The sequence below is a fragment of the Arthrobacter sp. 92 genome (assembly GCF_050260325.1).
In the GTDB taxonomy this organism is placed as follows: domain Bacteria; phylum Actinomycetota; class Actinomycetes; order Actinomycetales; family Micrococcaceae; genus Arthrobacter.
The window spans coordinates 3,182,283-3,198,491 of the sequence record NZ_CP189863.1 but is presented as its reverse complement, the minus strand read 5'-3'; the positions used below and the strand labels follow the sequence as shown (position 1 = coordinate 3,198,491).

Below are 16,209 nucleotides of genomic sequence, written 5' to 3'. Positions count from 1 at the left end.
CGCAGCGCGCTGAAATACTTCATCCGGATCCAATGTCATCGCCTGGGCATCTCCGCGACCGTGAATCAACCGCGTCGGCCCTCTGGTTGGTGCCTTCAGGAAAGGCGGCGCCGTGACAGAGAACCGCTTTAGTCAGTGGAGCCCCGGCGTGCCTGCGACGATACGAGCGGTGGTTTGCCCACTGACTAAGTGAGAAGGAACGAGCACCCAACAACTCATGAACAACCCCCTGGAAAATCGCAGAAAGTCGAGGATTGGCGGGCGCTCAATGCGGACTCGGGATTGAGAAAACGGCTCACCTGGGAGCGGATCTCCGACCCTAACCGCGGGCGTTTCCGCACATATGCGCTGTTATCGGCGTTCGGACCTGGGTGACGACTGAATCTCCAGCAGCCCCGCCCTTCTTTGAAAGCTCAGTGGCCACCATGTGATGGCATCCGGGACAGGCGGGGGACGGCCTAGAGCATGAACGTCACGAAGCAGAACAGTTAGGGGTACCCGCGGCCGTGCGCCGCTTCCCGGGTAAGCATGTCGCTCAAAGTTCACCACGTCTATACCGGGCAGTAACTTGGCGCTGGAAGAGTCCATCGGGGATCACCGGACCACACGCACTAGGAGCAGCTCATGGCAGGTTTGGACCGCCGTCGTTTTCTTCAACTTTCTGCCGCCGGCGCCGCGGGCACCGCGATCTCGCAGATTCTTGGGGAGGGCATTGCCCGGGCCGCGGAGATTCCGGCCAACCGGGCCACGGGTTCGATCAAGGATGTCGAGCATGTCGTGATCTTCATGCAGGAGAACCGGGCGTTCGATCATTACTTCGGAACACTCAAGGGCGTGCGCGGGTTCTCGGACCCCCACCCCGCGGTTTTGCCCTCCGGCAAGGACGCGTTCCACCAGGCCAACGCCACGCGCGAGGTTACTCCGTTCCACCCGGCGGCCCCGGACCTGGGCATGCAGTTCATGGAGGACCTTGACCACTCGTGGAAGCTCACCCATGAGGCTTTTAACGACGGCAAGTACGATAAGTGGCTGCCGGAGAAGACCGACGCGACGATGGCGTTTTACGGACGCCAGGACATCCCGTTCCATTTTGCCCTTGCCGATGCGTTCACGGTCTGCGACCAGTACCACTGCTCGGTCCTGGGCCCGACGGACCCGAACCGCTACTTCATGTTCGCCGGCGGGGACGACCCGGACCGCAAAGGTGGGGGCCCTGACCTGTGGAACGATGAGAAGGGGTACTGGTGGAGCACGTACCCCGAGGAGCTTGAGAAGGCCGGTGTGAGCTGGAAGGTTTACCAGGACATTGGCGAGGGCCTGGACCCGGCCCACTATGAGGGCTGGACGGGTGACCCGTACATCGGCAACTATGGAGATAACTCGCTGCTGTATTTCAAGCAGTACCAGGACGCGAAGCCGGGAAGCCCGCTGTACGAAAAGGCGCGCACCGGCACGACTGCCAAGGCCGGCGATGACCTCTTCCGGGTTCTCCGCGAGGACGTGAACGCGGGCAAGCTTCCGCAGGTGTCTTACGTCGTGGCCCCGGAGGCTTATACGGAGCACTCGAACTGGCCGCCGAACTTCGGTGCCTGGTACGCGGCGAACGTTCTGGACATCCTTACCTCCAACCCGGAGGTCTGGAGCAAGACGGCGGTGTTGTTCATGTACGACGAGAACGACGGCTTCTTCGACCACATCGTCCCGCCGCACCCGAACACCCCGCAGATCCCCGGCGCGTCAACCGTCTCGACGGCCGGTGAGTGGTACGACGGCACCCCGACGTTCTATGGCAGCAAGGACGTTCCGGGACATTTCGGCCTTGGCGTCCGGGTGCCGATGATTGTGGCCTCGCCGTGGAGCATGGGCGGCTGGGTCTGCTCCGAGACCTTCGACCACACCTCGATCATCCGGTTCCTGGAGGCCCGCTTCGGCGTCCCCTCGCCGAACATCACGCCGTGGCGCCGCGCGGTCAGCGGCGACCTCACGAGTGCGTTCGACTTCGCCGCGGCCGGCGGCGCGGCGCCGGCGATGCCCGGCACCTCGGCGTACAAGCCGGCTGATCATAACCGGCACCCGAGCTATGTTCCGACGCCCCCCGCGACGAACTCGATGCCCGTCCAGGAGAAGGGCACGCGCCCGTCCCGCCCGCTCGGCTACGCCCTCGACGTCGAGACGAAGATCGAGGCCGGCAAGCTCACCGCCCGCTGGGCGAACCGGGGTGCCCTTGGCGCGCACGTGCAGGTCCGATCGAACCTGCTGCCGGCGGCGCCGTACTCCTACACCATCGGCGCCGGCGCCTCACTTGACGCGTCGTGGGCCCTCGGTGCCCAGTACGACGTGCACATGCACGGTCCGGCCGGCTGGTACCGGCGCCTCGCGGGCACGACGGCGGCCGCGGACCTCCGCGTCACTCTCGCCGCCGACGGAAAGGCCTCGCATGCGCAGTTCCGGATCGAGAACACCGGCTCCGCGGGCGCAGCCCTGACGCTCAAGGACGCCTATGGCGCCGGTACCCAGACGCTCTCGCTCAACCCGGGCCAGGGCAAGACCGTGGTCATCCCGACCCAGGGCGGCTGGTACGACCTGACCATCACCTCCGCCGAAGACCCGAAGCTCGTCCGTGTCATGGCCGGCCGTCTTGAAGACGGTCGCCCGCTCACCTCAGACCCACAGCTCGGCCGATAACTGCACCGCGTGGGGGAACGACGGCCGGAGTGCTGTCGTAGTCCGCCGGTAACTGAGCTTTCCCTTGCTGCTGTACCCGAGAAACAGGCGCCCGTCCGGGGCGCAAACCGAAAGGATTATCCGATGCTCAGCATGCTGAAAAACCGGGCGGCAGGCGCAGCAGCACTCGCTGCCACCATCGCCCTCACTGGATCCGCCGCCGTGGGCGCGGCCGCACCCGCTGACGCCCAAACGGCGTCGGGAGCTCCCGCCCAGGCGGCCGGGCAGGGGGCGAACGGTCCTGACCATGTCTTCGTCATCATGATGGAGAACCACGGCTACGACCAGGTCATCGGCAACACCGCCGACGCGCCCTACATCAATACACTCGCCCAGCGCTACAACACCGCAACGAACTACCACGGCGTGACCCACCCGAGCCTGCCCAACTACCTGGCCACCATTTCGGGCAGCTCCCAGGGCATCTGGGATGACTGCAAAGCCGGCGCGAATGTCACCTGCGCCCCCGAAGAGTTCGTCCCCGGCTCCAGCGACCCGGCGGCCACCGGGCTCCTCACCCCCGCACAGGTCGCCAGCGCCTCGTCCACCCCGCACATGTTCGCTGGCAAGACCATAGTTGATCAGCTTGAGAACAAGGGCCTGAGCTGGAAGGCGTACATGGAGAGCCTTCCAAGCGCCGGCTCCCAGGTCGAGTACGCGCCCACGATCGGCTCCTCCACGGTCAAGCTGTATGCGCAAAAGCACAACCCCTTTATGTACTTCTCGGACATCAACTACCCGGGCAGCCCGCGCCTGCAAAACATCGTGCCGCAGGAGAACAACCTCAACGCCGACCTGGCCAGCGGCAAGGTGCCGAACTTCGTCTGGATCAGCCCGAACCAGTGCCACGACATGCACGGGATCTCCCCGTCCGGTGCGGCCCTGATCGGCCTGCCCCAGTGCGGTTACCCGGCCTCCGGCCTGGACCATGGGGCGATCCAGCTCGGCGACACCTATGTCAAGGACACGGTCCAGCAGATCATGGACTCACCGACGTGGAAGACAACCAAGTCCAGCATTGTCCTGGCCTGGGATGAGAACGACTACTCCGGATCGACCGGCGGCCCGGGCAGCCCGGTGGGGCAGAACGGCGCCATCCTCGGTGGCGGCCACGCCCCCACAATCGTGATCAACTCAGCGGACGGCCCGCACAAGACAACCAACCAGGTTTCCGACCACTACACCCTGCTCTCCACCATCGAGCACATGTGGCACCTGGGCTGCCTGGCGAACACGTGCTCACCCACCACATCGGGCACCTTCGAGGAACTCTTCCGCCCCTGACCCCGGGGGGGCGGCTTCGGCGATTCCAGCGCCGGCACAAGAGGCTTGAAGCAACCTTCAGGGCTTCAAATATTGAGGGCCTGCCTGCACGCCACGTGCAGGCAGGCCCTCCCGCTATCCGGTCAGGCCACCATCCCGCGCTGCTCGCTTCGCCCTGGCCGCCGGCAAACAGTTCCCCGCCGACTCAAACCGGACAGGAGGCGACCGTTGCCAGCAGATGCAACTTGTTCCACGGTGCATCATCCATACTGGAGGATCGCGTGGCACGCACGGCCGTGGGCTCTTGTTGGTGAATCATCTGGAACAACGGGACGCTATCCGGAGCGTCTCTGGGACCGAGCTGTTCAGCTCTTCACCATCAACACTCGCGGGCGACGTGACTGAAGTCGCTCATCAAGAGTCGGAACTCACGCGCGGGGCGTTAGACCTTTGTAGGACCAGAAACCGGAACGCCGTGCCGGTGGACTCCCCGGACCTGGCCGCCTCCCGACCGAATCGGGGACCTGACTGCGCATTATCTCGAACCGGCGACCAACTCTGGGCCGGCGGTTCAGCTTTCACACTCGGTGCAGTACGCGTGGCCGTCTTTTTCGCGCGCCAGTTGGCACCGGTGCCGGACCAGGAAGCAGGAATAGCAGACGAACTCGTCCGCTGCCTGGGGGATGACCTGGACGATGAGTTCGTCGTTGACGATTTCGCCGCCCGGGATAATTGCATCATCCATGGAATCTGATTCGTCCAGGTCACGCACGATCCGGGCATCCGGTGCGTTCTCGGACTGCAGCGCCTCGAGCGAGCGGTCCTGAGACTCCTTGACGTCGGAACGGACTTCGTCATAATCGGTCCCGGCCCGGTGACCGCAACACCGAATGGATCACACATGCCACCCTGGCCAAGGCCGGTGCCAAGATCGGATCCCTTGTCGGCGCCGGGAGCGCCGCGGACAACATGCTGATCTACGCCCGTGAGCACAGGAACCGCATCGACTTCTAACCCGTCGAGCACAGCCGACGCCTTGCCTTGGTAGCCAGTATCGCTTTCACGTAGCCTCAGCATCTGCGCTGTGGCCGTGACCGGAGGTTCAGCTCAATACCCCGATGAAGTTATCCGCCACCCCCGCGAGGATCTGATCCAGGCGCTGGTCGAGGAGCTCGGCTCCACGCCCGGTGACGATCGCATCCAGGACGCCACAGGTTATCGACGACCTGGCCTTTGCCTCCTTTGATCCCGACGCGGTGTACGCCCGGTATTTCCGCGACGGGCCGGTCGCCACCGACCTGGACCTGGCCGCCGTGCGGGGCGGGGCCAAGGACCGGCTGCTGCTGTAGCGAACATCACTTCCGGACATGCCGCGGACGTAACCTTCTGGACTCCTTGTCGGCGCATGTTTATCGGTATGACACCTCGCACCGATCACCGCTACTTTTTGCCCCGTCACGGGCTGGCTTTCGAGGCCTCCTGGCCCAGGCCGGCGCGCACGCGAAGGGGCTGGATCCGTGCCCGGTTTTATGGCCTGGTGTTCGGCGGCCCGACGCCCGGCAGCCCGGAGGAAAAGGTGAACCCGGAGGCGCTCGTCGCGGCCGTTGACCTCGTCGAGGCCCAGGACATCGAGGCCGCCACGAGGGCGTTCACCGAAATGGGCTACCGCGTCACCGTCCGCGCGCTGCGGTGAAAGCGTCCGGGCGGCGTTGCTGGGCTCTGGTTGGAGCGGAAACAGGCGCTCGAGGAGGCGGAAGTTGCCGCAGGTGATGCGTTCGACGCGGCTTTCCAGGGGTGGGGCGGATCACGTCCTGCCCGGATCGATGTTGGTTAGACTGAGGAATTCATTCTTCGATAGTCAAGGAACTGGTGAGGGCCTACCATACCGGACGATCCGACTTCGGGGTCCGGGAGGCACTTAGCTGTCTCGTTCAGGTACGTCTTTGCGTCTTCCCTCTGGCTTCTGCGGCGTCCGCGTCGCGGATACCAGGCGGCGCCGGGAGTTCGCGAGGTGGGTGCGCATAGCCGCGGAAGCGGCAGGTCCATCGTGGTCTGCAATGCCCTCGAGGATGGACCGGTGTTCATGAACCACCTGTTCGAAGTGGTCGCGGGCGTAGTGTTCTTGGCCTGTCATCAGCCGGGTGCGAGGCATGGCGATCATGGTCTGGCCCAGTGATGCCAGGCAGTCCGAGTAAAAGGGGTTTCCGGACGCCGCGGCGATGGCCTTGTGGAAGTCGTAGTCGGACTTCATCGCGTGCGCGGGGTGGTCAGCGCTGGCGGTGAACTCCTCCAGGGAGTTCATGACGGCCCTCAGCTGCCTGTCCGTCCGGTTGCGGGCTGCTAGGGCGGCGGCCTCCGCCTCGACCCCCACGCGGAACTCGAGGAGGAGGAGTCGGTCCTCCAGGCTGACAACGGGCCGACCCCCGGGCGCCGGCGGATCGCCGTGCGGGTGCGGGGTCAGCGCAAAACTGCCCCGCCCGCGTTCGGTTTCCACCAGCCCCTCCGCCTGCAGCCGCGTCAGGGCCGAGCGGACCACGGTCCGGCTGACGCCGAACTCGCTGATCAGGGTGTTTTCGCTGGGCAGCTTCGCGCCCGGAGCAATGACGCCGTCCACGATGCGGCGGCGAAGATCGCTGGCAAGGTCGGCAGTCAGGTTCCGGCTCATGGCTTCAAGGTTACTTGCCGAATTCCACCGACTCGGTGGTCCAGGTGCGCGCCTGCTCGCTGAGGGAGATGCCGAGGCCGGGGCGGTCCGGGACGAGCATGCGGCCGTTCTTGGTTTCGAGGCGCTCGTTGAACAGCGGATCGAGCCAGTCGAAGTGCTCCACCCACGGTTCGCGCGGGTAGGCGGCGGCGAGGTGGAGGTGGATTTCCATGGCGAAGTGCGGGGCGAGTCCGAGTCCGCGCTCGTCGGCCAGGGCGGCGAGGCGCAGGAACTGGGTGATGCCGCCGACGCGGGGCGCGTCGGGCTGGATGATGTCACAGCCGTTGGCGTTGATCAGGCCCTTGTGCTCCGCGACGGAGGCCAGCATTTCGCCGGTGGCGATGGGGGTGTCCAATGTGCGGGCGAGGTCAGCGTGGCCTTCGAAGTCGTAGGCGTCGAGTGGTTCCTCGATCCAGACGAGGTTGAATTCCTCCAGCCGGCGGCCCATCCGCAGGGCGGTGGCTCGGTCCCACTGCTGGTTTGCGTCGACCATGAGGGGCACGTCCCAGCCGATATGTTCGCGGATGCCGGCGACGCGGCGCAGGTCCTCGGCGGTGTCCGGAAGGCCGACTTTGATCTTGATGCCGCCGATGCCTTCGTCCAGGAGGACGGTGGCGCGTGCCTTGACCTCGTCCAGGGAGGCGTTCAGGAAGCCGCCGGAGGTGTTGTAGGTCTGGACGGAGTCGCGGTAGGAGCCCAGGAACTTGGCCAGCGGCAGGCCGGCGCGCTTGGCCTTGAGGTCGTAAAGTGCGATGTCGATCGCGGCGAGGGCCTGGGTGGCCACTCCGGAGCGGCCGACGGAGGCCCCGGCCCACAGCAGCTTGGTGTAGAGCTTGCCGATGTCGTTGGGGTCCTCACCGATGATGCCTTCGGCAATTTCCTTGGCGTGCGCGTACTGGGCCGGCCCGCCGGCACGCTTGGAGTAGCTGAAGCCGATTCCGCTGTGTCCTTGTTCGGTGGTGATTTCGGCGAAAAGAAACACAACCTCGGTCATGGGCTTCTGGCGTCCTGTGAACACTTTCGCGTCGCTTATCGGAACGGCGAGCGGAAGCCTGGCCGTGGACAGCTTTACGTGGCGGATGAGATCAACGCTGGTCATGGTTCTCCCTGAAGTTCCTGCGAGGCAACTCCGCCCCGCTCAACATATGATATAAGTTACTTACTTGTATAACAAGTGTTACTTGTTTCCTGGTTCGCCACAATCAACCGAGCAGCCAGGCGATGACCAGCAAGGAGCCGGAGCAGAGCAGGGTGGTGCACAGGACGACGTCCCGGGCCACGATCACGCCGCGGCGGTACGGGGAGGCGAAGAGGAAGACATTCTGAGCTGTGGGCAGCGCCCCCATGATGACGATGGCCAGCAGATGCTTCCCCTCGAGGCCAAAAGGAAGCGGCCCAGGGACCAGACGATCACGGGCATCCCGGCGATCTTCAGGAGCGTGGCGACGAGCGATCCGTTTCTGCCAGGGGATCTTTGATCCCGATGCGAGGCCCTGTACGGTCAAATAGATCGGTGCCTGGACGAGGATCTGTGCCAGCAGGACGGGAGCCACGTGCTCGGCCGTTCCCACGTCGTAGAGGGAGAGGGGGATCCCGATGTTGTTGGCATTTGCCGTAACTGCTGGTCTTCGCCCCGACTGCCGTCTCCGCCACCGGCCGGCGGAAGAACAGGAAACTCAGCAGGGTATAGGGCAGCCCCACTGCAGCGGCGGAGAGCAGCGCCAGCAGGGCATCAGTTCCCAGCCCGGCCCGGATATCACTTCCGGTCACAACCGTGAACAGCAATGCCGGGTTGGTGACGTAAAAGGCGGTGCGGGTCAGGGCACCCTGGGCCTCCGGGCCGAGGACCCGCAGCCGGCCGTGAGATATCCGACGGCGATGACGGAGCCGACAATTAGTATGCCGGTGAGAACGCCGCCCAAGTTTGGTCCTTCTATTTGTCCGTGTATGCGTGGCTCTGCACGGCCGGGGCCCCTGTTGCGGGTGGTGGCCCGGCCGTGCAGAAGGAAGGGTTGCTTTCTACCGGACCAGGCAGGGCCGCTTGGGCTCAAAAGACCACCCGTCGACGTAGTACTGCATGCCGATGCTGTCGTCGCGGGCGTCGAGGCCGTGTTCCAGATACAGCTGGTGTGCTTTGTCCAGGGCGTCGCGGTCCATCTCGATGCCGAGGCCTGGAGCGTCCGGAACCTGAATCGCACCGTCTTTGATCTGTAGCGGGTCCTTAGTGAGCCCCTGGCCGTCCTGCCAGATCCAGTGCGTGTCCAGCGCCGTGATCTCGCCTGGGGCCGCCGCGCCGGTGTGGGTGAACATGGCTAGTGAGATGTCGAAGTGGTTGTTGGAGTGCGATCCCCAGGTGAGTCCGAATTCGGTGCACATCTGGGCGACGCGGACGGAGCCGTGCATGGTCCAGAAGTGCGGGTCCGCCAAGGGTATGTCGACGGCGTTGCTGCGGATGGCGTGGGACATTTCGCGCCAGTCCGTGGCGATCATGTTCGTGGCGGTATTCAGCCCGGTGGCGCGGCGGAATTCGGCCATGACCTCGCGTCCGGAGAAGCGCCCTTCGGCACCGCACGGGTCCTCGGCGTAGGCCACGACGCCCTGCATTCGTTTGCCCAGGCGGACGGCCTCGTCCAGGAGCCACGCGCCGTTGGGATCCAAGGTGATCCGGGCCTCCGGGAAGCGCTTGGCCAGGGCGTTGACCACGTCGACTTCGGCGTCGCCGGAGAGCACGCCGCCCTTGAGCTTGAAGTCGCTGAAGCCGTACCGTTCCTGGGCCGCTTCGGCCAGGGCCACCACGGCCTCGGGCGTCATGGCTTCCTGTCGGCGGAGCTTTTCCCACCGGTCTGCCGACGCATCCTCCACCAGATACGGCAAATCTGTCCGGCCGGGGTCGCCGATGAAGAACAGATAGCCGAACATGGGCACCGAGCTGCGCTGCTGGCCGTCGCCGAGCAATTCCGCGACCGGAACTCCGAGGAACTGGCCGTGGAGGTCAAGGAGGGCGGATTCGACGGCGGTGACGGCGTGCACGGTGGTGCGCAGGTCAAAGGTTTGGAGGCCGCGGCCGCCGGCGTCACGATCGGCGAACTTCGCCGCGACGGATCGCAGCAGGGAGCGGTAGCGGGCCACCCGCTGGCCGGTCAGGAAGGCGCCGGTCTCTTCGATGGTGTTCCGGATCTTCTCCCCGCCGGGGACTTCGCCGAGGCCGGTGCGGCCGTCCGAGTCGGTGATGAGAACGACGTTGCGGGTGAAGAACGGGCCGTGCGCGCCGCTGAGGTTCATCAGCATGCTGTCCTGCCCGGCGACCGGAACCACTTCAACGCCGGCGATGGTGGGCTGCTTGCTCATGCGTTGACCTCGGCATTCGCGTTGGCTGCCGCTCCGACCGTTCCGTCGATCCGGCGGTTCAAGTGCCAGGGGTTGGCATCCTGCAGCGGCACCGGGAGCAGCTCCGGGGGGAGGTTCTGGTAGGCGACGGGTCGCAGGAACCGGTTGATGGCCAGCGTGCCCACGGAGGTGGTCCGGGTGTCAGAGGTGGCGGGGAAGGGGCCGCCGTGGACCATGGCGTGGCCGACCTCGACGCCGGTCGGCCAGCCGTTGACGATGATCCGGCCGACCTTCTGCTCCAGTACCGGCAGCAGCCGGGCCGCAGTCGGATAGTCCTCTTCGGTGAGCTGGAGGGAAGCGGTGAGCTGACCTTCGAGCCGTTTGATGGCCTCAATGAGTTCCGCGGTGGTGGAGTAGCGGATCACCAGGCTGGCGGCGCCGAAGATTTCCTGGTGCAGCACGGGGTTGGCCACGAACTCGGCGACCGACGTGCCGAAGATGGCCGGAGCCGGCGCGTTCTTCGTCTCGCCGTCGGCGCCTTGCCCGACGACGCTGACGTCCTCGACGGAACCCAGGGCCGAAGCGCCAGCGTTCCAGGACGCGGCGATTCCTGGGGTGAGCATGGTTTGTCCGGCGCAGGTGGACAGGGCCCTTCCGACGGCGGCGGCGAATTCGTCGCCGCCCGCGCCGCCCGGGGCGAACAGCAGGCCGGGGGAGGTACAGAGCTGTCCGGAGCTGCCGGTGACAGCGGCGACGTACTGGCGGGCGAGTGCGTCCACGTCACCGGTGAGGGCGCCGGGGAAGACGAAGACCGGGTTGAGGGAGGACATTTCCGCGTAGACCGGGATGGGCTCGGGGCGGGCGGCGGCGGTGCGCATCAGGGCGATGCCGGCGGACTGCGATCCGGTGAAGCCTACGGCCTTGATGGCCGGATCGGCCACGAGGGCCTGCCCGATGCTGGCCCCGGGACCGTAGATCAGCGAGAACACGCCCGGGTGAAGCCCCAGGTCCTTGACGGCTTTGGCGATGGCCTGGCCCACGAGTTCACTGGTGCCGGGGTGGGCATTATGGGCCTTGAAGACCACCGGGCAGCCGGCGGCGAGGGCCGAGGCGGTGTCGCCGCCCGCCGTCGAGAAGGCCAGCGGGAAGTTGCTGGCACCAAAGACGGCGACCGGGCCCAGCGGGATCTGCCGCTGGCGGATGTCCGCGCGGGGGAGCGGTGTGCGTTCGGGCCGTGCCGGGTCGATCCGGACGCCGCGGAAATCACCCTGTCGGACCACTCCGGCAAAGAGCCGGAGCTGGCCGGTGGTGCGGGTCCGTTCGCCTTGGAGCCGGGCGGCGGGCAGTCCGGTTTCCTGGCCGGCGCGGATGATCAGCTCGTCTCCGATCGCCTCGATGTTCTCGGCAATGGCCTCGAGGAAACGGGCGTGGGTTTCGGGGTCGAGCGTACTGAAGGAGGGGTAGGCCGCCGCGGCCGCTGCGGTGGCGTCAGTCAGCTGGTCCTCGGTGAGCAGCGTGTAGCCGGGCTCGAGCTCGACGTTTGTGGCGGGATTGAAGGCGTAGACCCTCTTGCCGTCCCCGGCAACGGGCTGCCCGGCGATGAGTGAGCGTCCGGTGAGTGTCACGGTGCGTCCTCCTAGGAAACGGTGGCGATGAGGGACGTGAGGTCTGCGAGGTCCTGGGCCGCCAGGTTCTGCAGCGGCGGACGGACTCCACCGGCGGGGCGCCCGATCGCGTCGAGGCCGCCCTTGACAATCGAGACGGAGTAGCCCTTCACCCGGTCGCGGATGTCGAGGTACGGAATCACGAACTCGTTGAGCTTTTTGTTGACGGCGATCCGGTCCTGGTTGCGGACGTCTTGGTAGAAGTCCAAGGCAAACTGGGGCACGAAGTTGTACATGGCGCTGGAGTAGGTGCTCATGCCCAGCTGCAGCAGCGGGAGCGCGAAGGTCTCCGCCGTCGGGAGGCCGCCGAGGTAGAACAGGCGGTCGCCGAGCTTGGCGTACACGCGGGCATCGTGCTCAAGGTCGCCCACACCGTCCTTGAAGCCGATCAGGTTCTCATGGCGGTCAGCCAGCGTGGCGACCGTGGTGTCCTTGTAGATCGCGTTCGCACGGTTGTAGATGATGACGCCGAGGGAGGTGGACCTGCAGATGGCGCTGACGTGTTCGATCAGGCCGCCCTGATCCGCTTCGGTCAGGTAGGGCGGAAGCAGCAGGATGCCTTCCGCACCGGCGGCTTCCGCGGCGCGGGCGTTCTCGATGGCCTGGGTAGTCGATCCGCCGGCGGAGGCGAGGACCGGGACGATGCCGCCGACTTCCTCGACGGCGGCGCGGACCACGCGCTCGGATTCGGTCGGGGTCAGCGAGAAGCCTTCTCCGGTTCCGCCTGCCGCAAAGAGTCCGGCCACCGGGAAGCTTGCCTGCCAGGCGAGATGCTTGCGGTAGTTTTCCTCGTCGAACTGCAGCTGAGCATCGAACGAGGTGACGGGGAAGGAGAGCAGCCCGTCCTTCAACCTCGTTGCCAGTTCCTGGGGCGTGTATTTTGCCACGGTGTGGTCCTCCATGTCGGCGCCGCGTCGCGGCTGGTGATGATTGGCTTGCTTCAGCGTAGGCACCAGTTGTGATGCCTGTCTAAGTGTTTTTTTGAATACGGCGATACCCCCAGGGCATCGTTCTGATGGCTCCGGGGGTATCCCCGCGGTTCAGGAGAAAGGCGGAGCTAGGCCGGCACGTTTTCGACGGCAGGAGCAGCGCTTGTGGTGAATTCGAGCCGTTTGACCCGGCCCATGATCAAGTAGCCGATAAGGGCTAGGGCGCCGTGTGCGCCGACGAACCAGAGGGCGACATCGAATGAGCCGGTCGCGGCGATGATGTATCCGATGACAATGGGAGTCACGATGCCGGCGATGTTGCCGAAGGCATTCATGATTGACGCGGAGACGCTGTTGGATTCCTTGGGTGCCATGTCGGTCGCGAAAGCCCAGCCCAGCGCGGCAACGCCCTTGCCGAAGAATGCGAGCGTCATCAGCAGCACGATGATCGGGGTGCTGTCCGTGAAGGGGCAGAGCATTATCAGCATGGCCAGCGCCATACCTGCGACGGATGGGATCTTCCGTGCCGCGGTCAGTGACACGCCCTTGCGCAGGAGGTAGTCGGAGATGAATCCGCCGAGGAGGCCGCCGGCGAATCCGGCCAGTGCGGGGATCGCGGCGATGAAGCCGGCCTGCATGATGTTCAGGTGCCGGCTGCTGACGAGGTAGATGGGGAACCAGGTAATGAAGAAGTAGGTCAGGGCGTTGACGGCATACTGTGCCACGTAGAGGCCCCAGAACATACGGCTCGTAAACAACTGCTTGAACTGTGCCCGGGTGATGGTGGATTTCCTGTTGGACAGGGTGTCCGATTCGTCCAGGTCGACGAGGCCGCCGCCGGTCCGGATCGTATCGATTTCGGCTGCGGTGACGCGCTTGTGTTTGGACGGGACGTTCATCCAGCGGAACCAGACGAAGGCCATCGCCACCCCCAGGACGCCCAGGACGTAGAAGCCCAGGCGCCAGCCAAATGTGTACGTCATCCATCCGATCAGGGGGGCGAACATCGCAGTGGCAAGGTACTGGGCGGAGTTGAAGACGGCGGTGGCCTGCCCGCGTTCCTTGGTGGGGAACCAAATGGTGGTGATGCGTGCGTTGGCAGGGAAGGCAGGTGCTTCCACTATCCCCAGGAACAGGCGCAGGCCGAACAGGATCCCTACAGAGACGAGCACAGGCGTGGAAACCAGGCCGACAAAGCCCACCACGAGAGTGGCGACGGACCAGAGGATCAGGCTCCAGCCGTACGTTTTCTTGGCTCCGAAGCGGTCCAGCAGGTATCCGCCCGGAAGCTGGCCGACCACGTAGGCCCAGCTGAAAGCAGAGAAGACGAAACCGAGCTGCACTGTTGTCATGCCGAGCTCTTTTGTCATGTCTGTGCCGGCGATGGACATACTGCTGCGGTCGGCGTAGTTGATGACAGTGATGAAGAAGATCAGCCCTAGAACTAGAAACCGCGTGTGGGACTTGTTGCGGCTAGGTCGCGGCTGGGCCGCTTTCCCGGCTGGCGAATCGAGAGTGGGGTTGGACATCGACGTTCCTTATCTGGGTAAAAAATCCGTCATCAGCGGCGGCGCCGCAACGAAGGCGGCGGTGCGGGATCGCGTGATCTGAAGCACATGTGCGTTACCCAAATATTAGGAGCGGAAAGTAATGCACGTCCAAGACGTTATTCGCATGACTTGATGCCCTCAAGGTATTGTTGTGGGGCCTTATCCGTGCTGAAGGCGGGCCCGGCAGATTCAGGTCATGTCGAAGTCCAAGTGGCGCAGCAGCCGGGCCAGCGACGGGTTGGTGACGCGCCGGTTCCAGATCGCATGAAGCTCCACCGGCTCCCCACCGCTCGCCAGAGGTAGGAACTGGACGCCCGCGATTCCGAGCTTGACGGCCGAATGGGGCACGAAGGCAACCCCGCGCTTGGCAGCCACTAACGAGACCATCGTGAGGACCTGGCTCACCGTGTGCACGACGTTGCCGTGCTGGACGGGAAGCATCCTAATGACGAGGTCGTAAAAGTACCGGGCCCGGGTGGGGGAGTGCATGATCAAGGGCTCATCCTTGAGGTCAGCGTCCCCTATGTCCCTTCCAAGGAGGGTTAGCCGGTGACCGCGGGGAACGGCGAGCATCATCGATTCGCGGTAGAGCAGGCGTGAGTCGTAAGTATCGGTGTCGAATGGAGGGCGGGCCAGGCCAAGGTCAAGCTCTCCGGTCTGCAGGCCCTTGATCTGCTCGCCGGTCACCAGCTCTTGGAGATCTATGTCCACGTCCGGGATGAGTGCCTCGGCTTGCTCCAGCAGCGTGCCCAGGACACTGAACGCACTCGTGGCGGTGAAGCCGATTCGCAGCAACCCGGAACGGCCAGAGGCGATGCGGCGGGCCGTCAGCGGGGCACGGTCTGCCAGTGCCATCAACCGTCGGGCTTCCTCCAGAAACGCCTGCCCGGCAGCCGTCAGGTTCACCTTGCGGTTGTCCCGCTCCAGCAGTTCTGCCCCCACGGTCTTCTCAAGCTTCTGGATCTGCCGGCTCAGCGGGGGTTGGGTCATGTTGAGGCGTTCGGCAGCGCGGCCGAAGTGGAGTTCTTCGGCGACGGCGATGAACCCTGCCAACTGATCGAAAGTGAACGTTATGCCCTCCAGGTATTACGCCTACAGATTGAAGCCTAGACATGCATCGTAGCGTGCACACAGAGTCGCGCAGGACGCTTCAGCCGGCGTTCTAGAAATCAGTGCCCGAAACGGAACTATGGCCCCGAACAGGCGCGTCATCGAGCCAAAGACCGGGGAAATACAGCGCCCGGAGAAGCCCCGGTCATTGTGCCTCAGAAACCCTCATCCAGCACTCCGCAGAGACGATCTACGGTGAGACATCTTTCCAAGACGCGGGGGCGGCCCGGCACGCCGTCGATTCCTTCGATCTCCAAGACATGACGTCCGTGTCTTGAAAAGACTTGTTTATCGAGACGCCGGAGGGTCAAGCCGCAGAGCACTCCACGGCTGCGGGTAGGGGCTGAAGCGAGCATAAAGGCTGCAGCTCGCTGGCCTCCTGAGTCGGAGGTCTTAGAGTTCAACCTGAGACTCTTCGTTAGGAATGGAACGTGGCCGGGCAGCGCATCGGATACATCTGGGTCAGCGGGCCTGGATCAAAACGCCCATCGCCAACTCGAGGGTGTGGAGCTGGACAGAATTTTCACGGAGGTCAGCCCCCGGTCTTGTCCCACCAGGGGTTTCCAAGTTGGAGTCCTCAGCCGACGTGTGCGCTGATACCGGCGCTTGGAGCCGCCCGTCGTAGTGTCTCCGGCCAGCTAGCTGAGTTGGAAGCCGAAGAGTCGCCTGCACCTTCGCGTTTCTCTCGGTGATCAAGGCGCCAGGGCTCCAGCCATGAAGCTGCGGGAACGAGAGCGAAAGACCGCAGACCATCGTCATTCCACCGAGGCCGGGGCATCCATGGGATCGGCGTCGCCGTACTCGTCATGATCCCCGCGGTCTACCGGCTTTCGAATGGGCGGTCTCATTGGGTTGACGCCTCGCTGGTAGCCGTCCGCACCGGCCTCGCCATTGTCCAGGTCGTCCGATTGGTCCGCCTGAACCGGGGCACGTTGAGT

13 protein-coding genes are annotated in these 16,209 nt (G+C 64.8%); 4 read left to right on the top strand and 9 right to left on the bottom strand.

The annotated features are described in order from the left end of the window. Nucleotides 1-624 precede the first annotated feature (624 nt). On the top strand, nt 625-2,685 hold the full coding sequence (locus ACP4XC_RS14825) for a phosphocholine-specific phospholipase C (protein WP_427170957.1): 2,061 nt from the start codon (nt 625-627) through the stop codon (nt 2,683-2,685). Nucleotides 2,686-2,808: 123 nt separating this feature from the next. Beyond that, the gene (locus ACP4XC_RS14820) at nt 2,809-4,008 is read left to right on the top strand and encodes an alkaline phosphatase family protein (protein WP_427170955.1); all 1,200 of its coding nucleotides are present in this window, start codon (nt 2,809-2,811) and stop codon (nt 4,006-4,008) included. A 550-nt stretch (nt 4,009-4,558) separates the two neighbouring features. Here ACP4XC_RS14820 and ACP4XC_RS14815 read toward each other — a convergent pair. Further along, a complete protein-coding gene (locus tag ACP4XC_RS14815; protein WP_427175120.1) occupies nt 4,559-4,879 on the bottom strand; it encodes a DUF4193 domain-containing protein in 321 nt (106 codons plus the stop codon). Nucleotides 4,880-5,174: 295 nt separating this feature from the next. Here ACP4XC_RS14815 and ACP4XC_RS14810 point away from each other — a divergent pair, with 295 nt between their 5' ends. Together ACP4XC_RS14810 and ACP4XC_RS14805 are read left to right on the top strand one after the other, a co-directional pair. Continuing rightward, nucleotides 5,175-5,336, top strand: coding sequence for a hypothetical protein (locus tag ACP4XC_RS14810; RefSeq protein ID WP_427170952.1), 162 nt, complete (start codon nt 5,175-5,177; stop codon nt 5,334-5,336). Between the two features lie 68 nt (nt 5,337-5,404). After that, a complete protein-coding gene (locus ACP4XC_RS14805; RefSeq protein WP_427170950.1) occupies nt 5,405-5,680 on the top strand; it encodes a hypothetical protein in 276 nt (91 codons plus the stop codon). Between the two features lie 225 nt (nt 5,681-5,905). Here ACP4XC_RS14805 and ACP4XC_RS14800 read toward each other — a convergent pair whose 3' ends face one another. The 8 genes from ACP4XC_RS14800 to ACP4XC_RS14765 all read right to left on the bottom strand — a co-directional run bounded on the left by ACP4XC_RS14800 (nt 5,906) and on the right by ACP4XC_RS14765 (nt 15,214). Beyond that, nucleotides 5,906-6,652 (bottom strand): FadR/GntR family transcriptional regulator, encoded by a 747-nt coding sequence (locus tag ACP4XC_RS14800; protein WP_427170948.1) that lies wholly within the window; start codon nt 6,650-6,652, stop codon nt 5,906-5,908. A 10-nt stretch (nt 6,653-6,662) separates the two neighbouring features. After that, nucleotides 6,663-7,790, bottom strand: coding sequence for an L-talarate/galactarate dehydratase (locus ACP4XC_RS14795; protein WP_427170946.1), 1,128 nt, complete (start codon nt 7,788-7,790; stop codon nt 6,663-6,665). Between the two features lie 103 nt (nt 7,791-7,893). Further along, the gene (locus tag ACP4XC_RS14790; protein ID WP_427170944.1) at nt 7,894-8,244 is read right to left on the bottom strand and encodes a hypothetical protein; all 351 of its coding nucleotides are present in this window, start codon (nt 8,242-8,244) and stop codon (nt 7,894-7,896) included. A 466-nt stretch (nt 8,245-8,710) separates the two neighbouring features. Beyond that, nucleotides 8,711-10,039 carry an enolase C-terminal domain-like protein gene (locus tag ACP4XC_RS14785; protein WP_427170942.1) on the bottom strand — a complete coding sequence of 443 codons (1,329 nt, stop codon included), beginning with the start codon at nt 10,037-10,039 and terminating at the stop codon, nt 8,711-8,713. Further along, on the bottom strand, nt 10,036-11,643 hold the full coding sequence (locus tag ACP4XC_RS14780) for an aldehyde dehydrogenase (NADP(+)) (RefSeq protein WP_427170940.1): 1,608 nt from the start codon (nt 11,641-11,643) through the stop codon (nt 10,036-10,038). Before ACP4XC_RS14780 ends, ACP4XC_RS14785 begins: the two co-directional genes overlap by 4 nt. Nucleotides 11,644-11,654: 11 nt before the next feature. After that, nucleotides 11,655-12,569 (bottom strand): 5-dehydro-4-deoxyglucarate dehydratase, encoded by a 915-nt coding sequence (gene kdgD / locus ACP4XC_RS14775; RefSeq protein ID WP_427175119.1) that lies wholly within the window; start codon nt 12,567-12,569, stop codon nt 11,655-11,657. A gap of 170 nt (nt 12,570-12,739) precedes the next feature. Next, entirely contained in the window at nt 12,740-14,140 is a 1,401-nt protein-coding gene (locus ACP4XC_RS14770) for an MFS transporter (protein WP_427170938.1), read from the bottom strand. Between the two features lie 210 nt (nt 14,141-14,350). After that, nucleotides 14,351-15,214, bottom strand: coding sequence for a LysR family transcriptional regulator (locus ACP4XC_RS14765; protein ID WP_427170935.1), 864 nt, complete (start codon nt 15,212-15,214; stop codon nt 14,351-14,353). Nucleotides 15,215-16,209 lie beyond the last annotated feature (995 nt).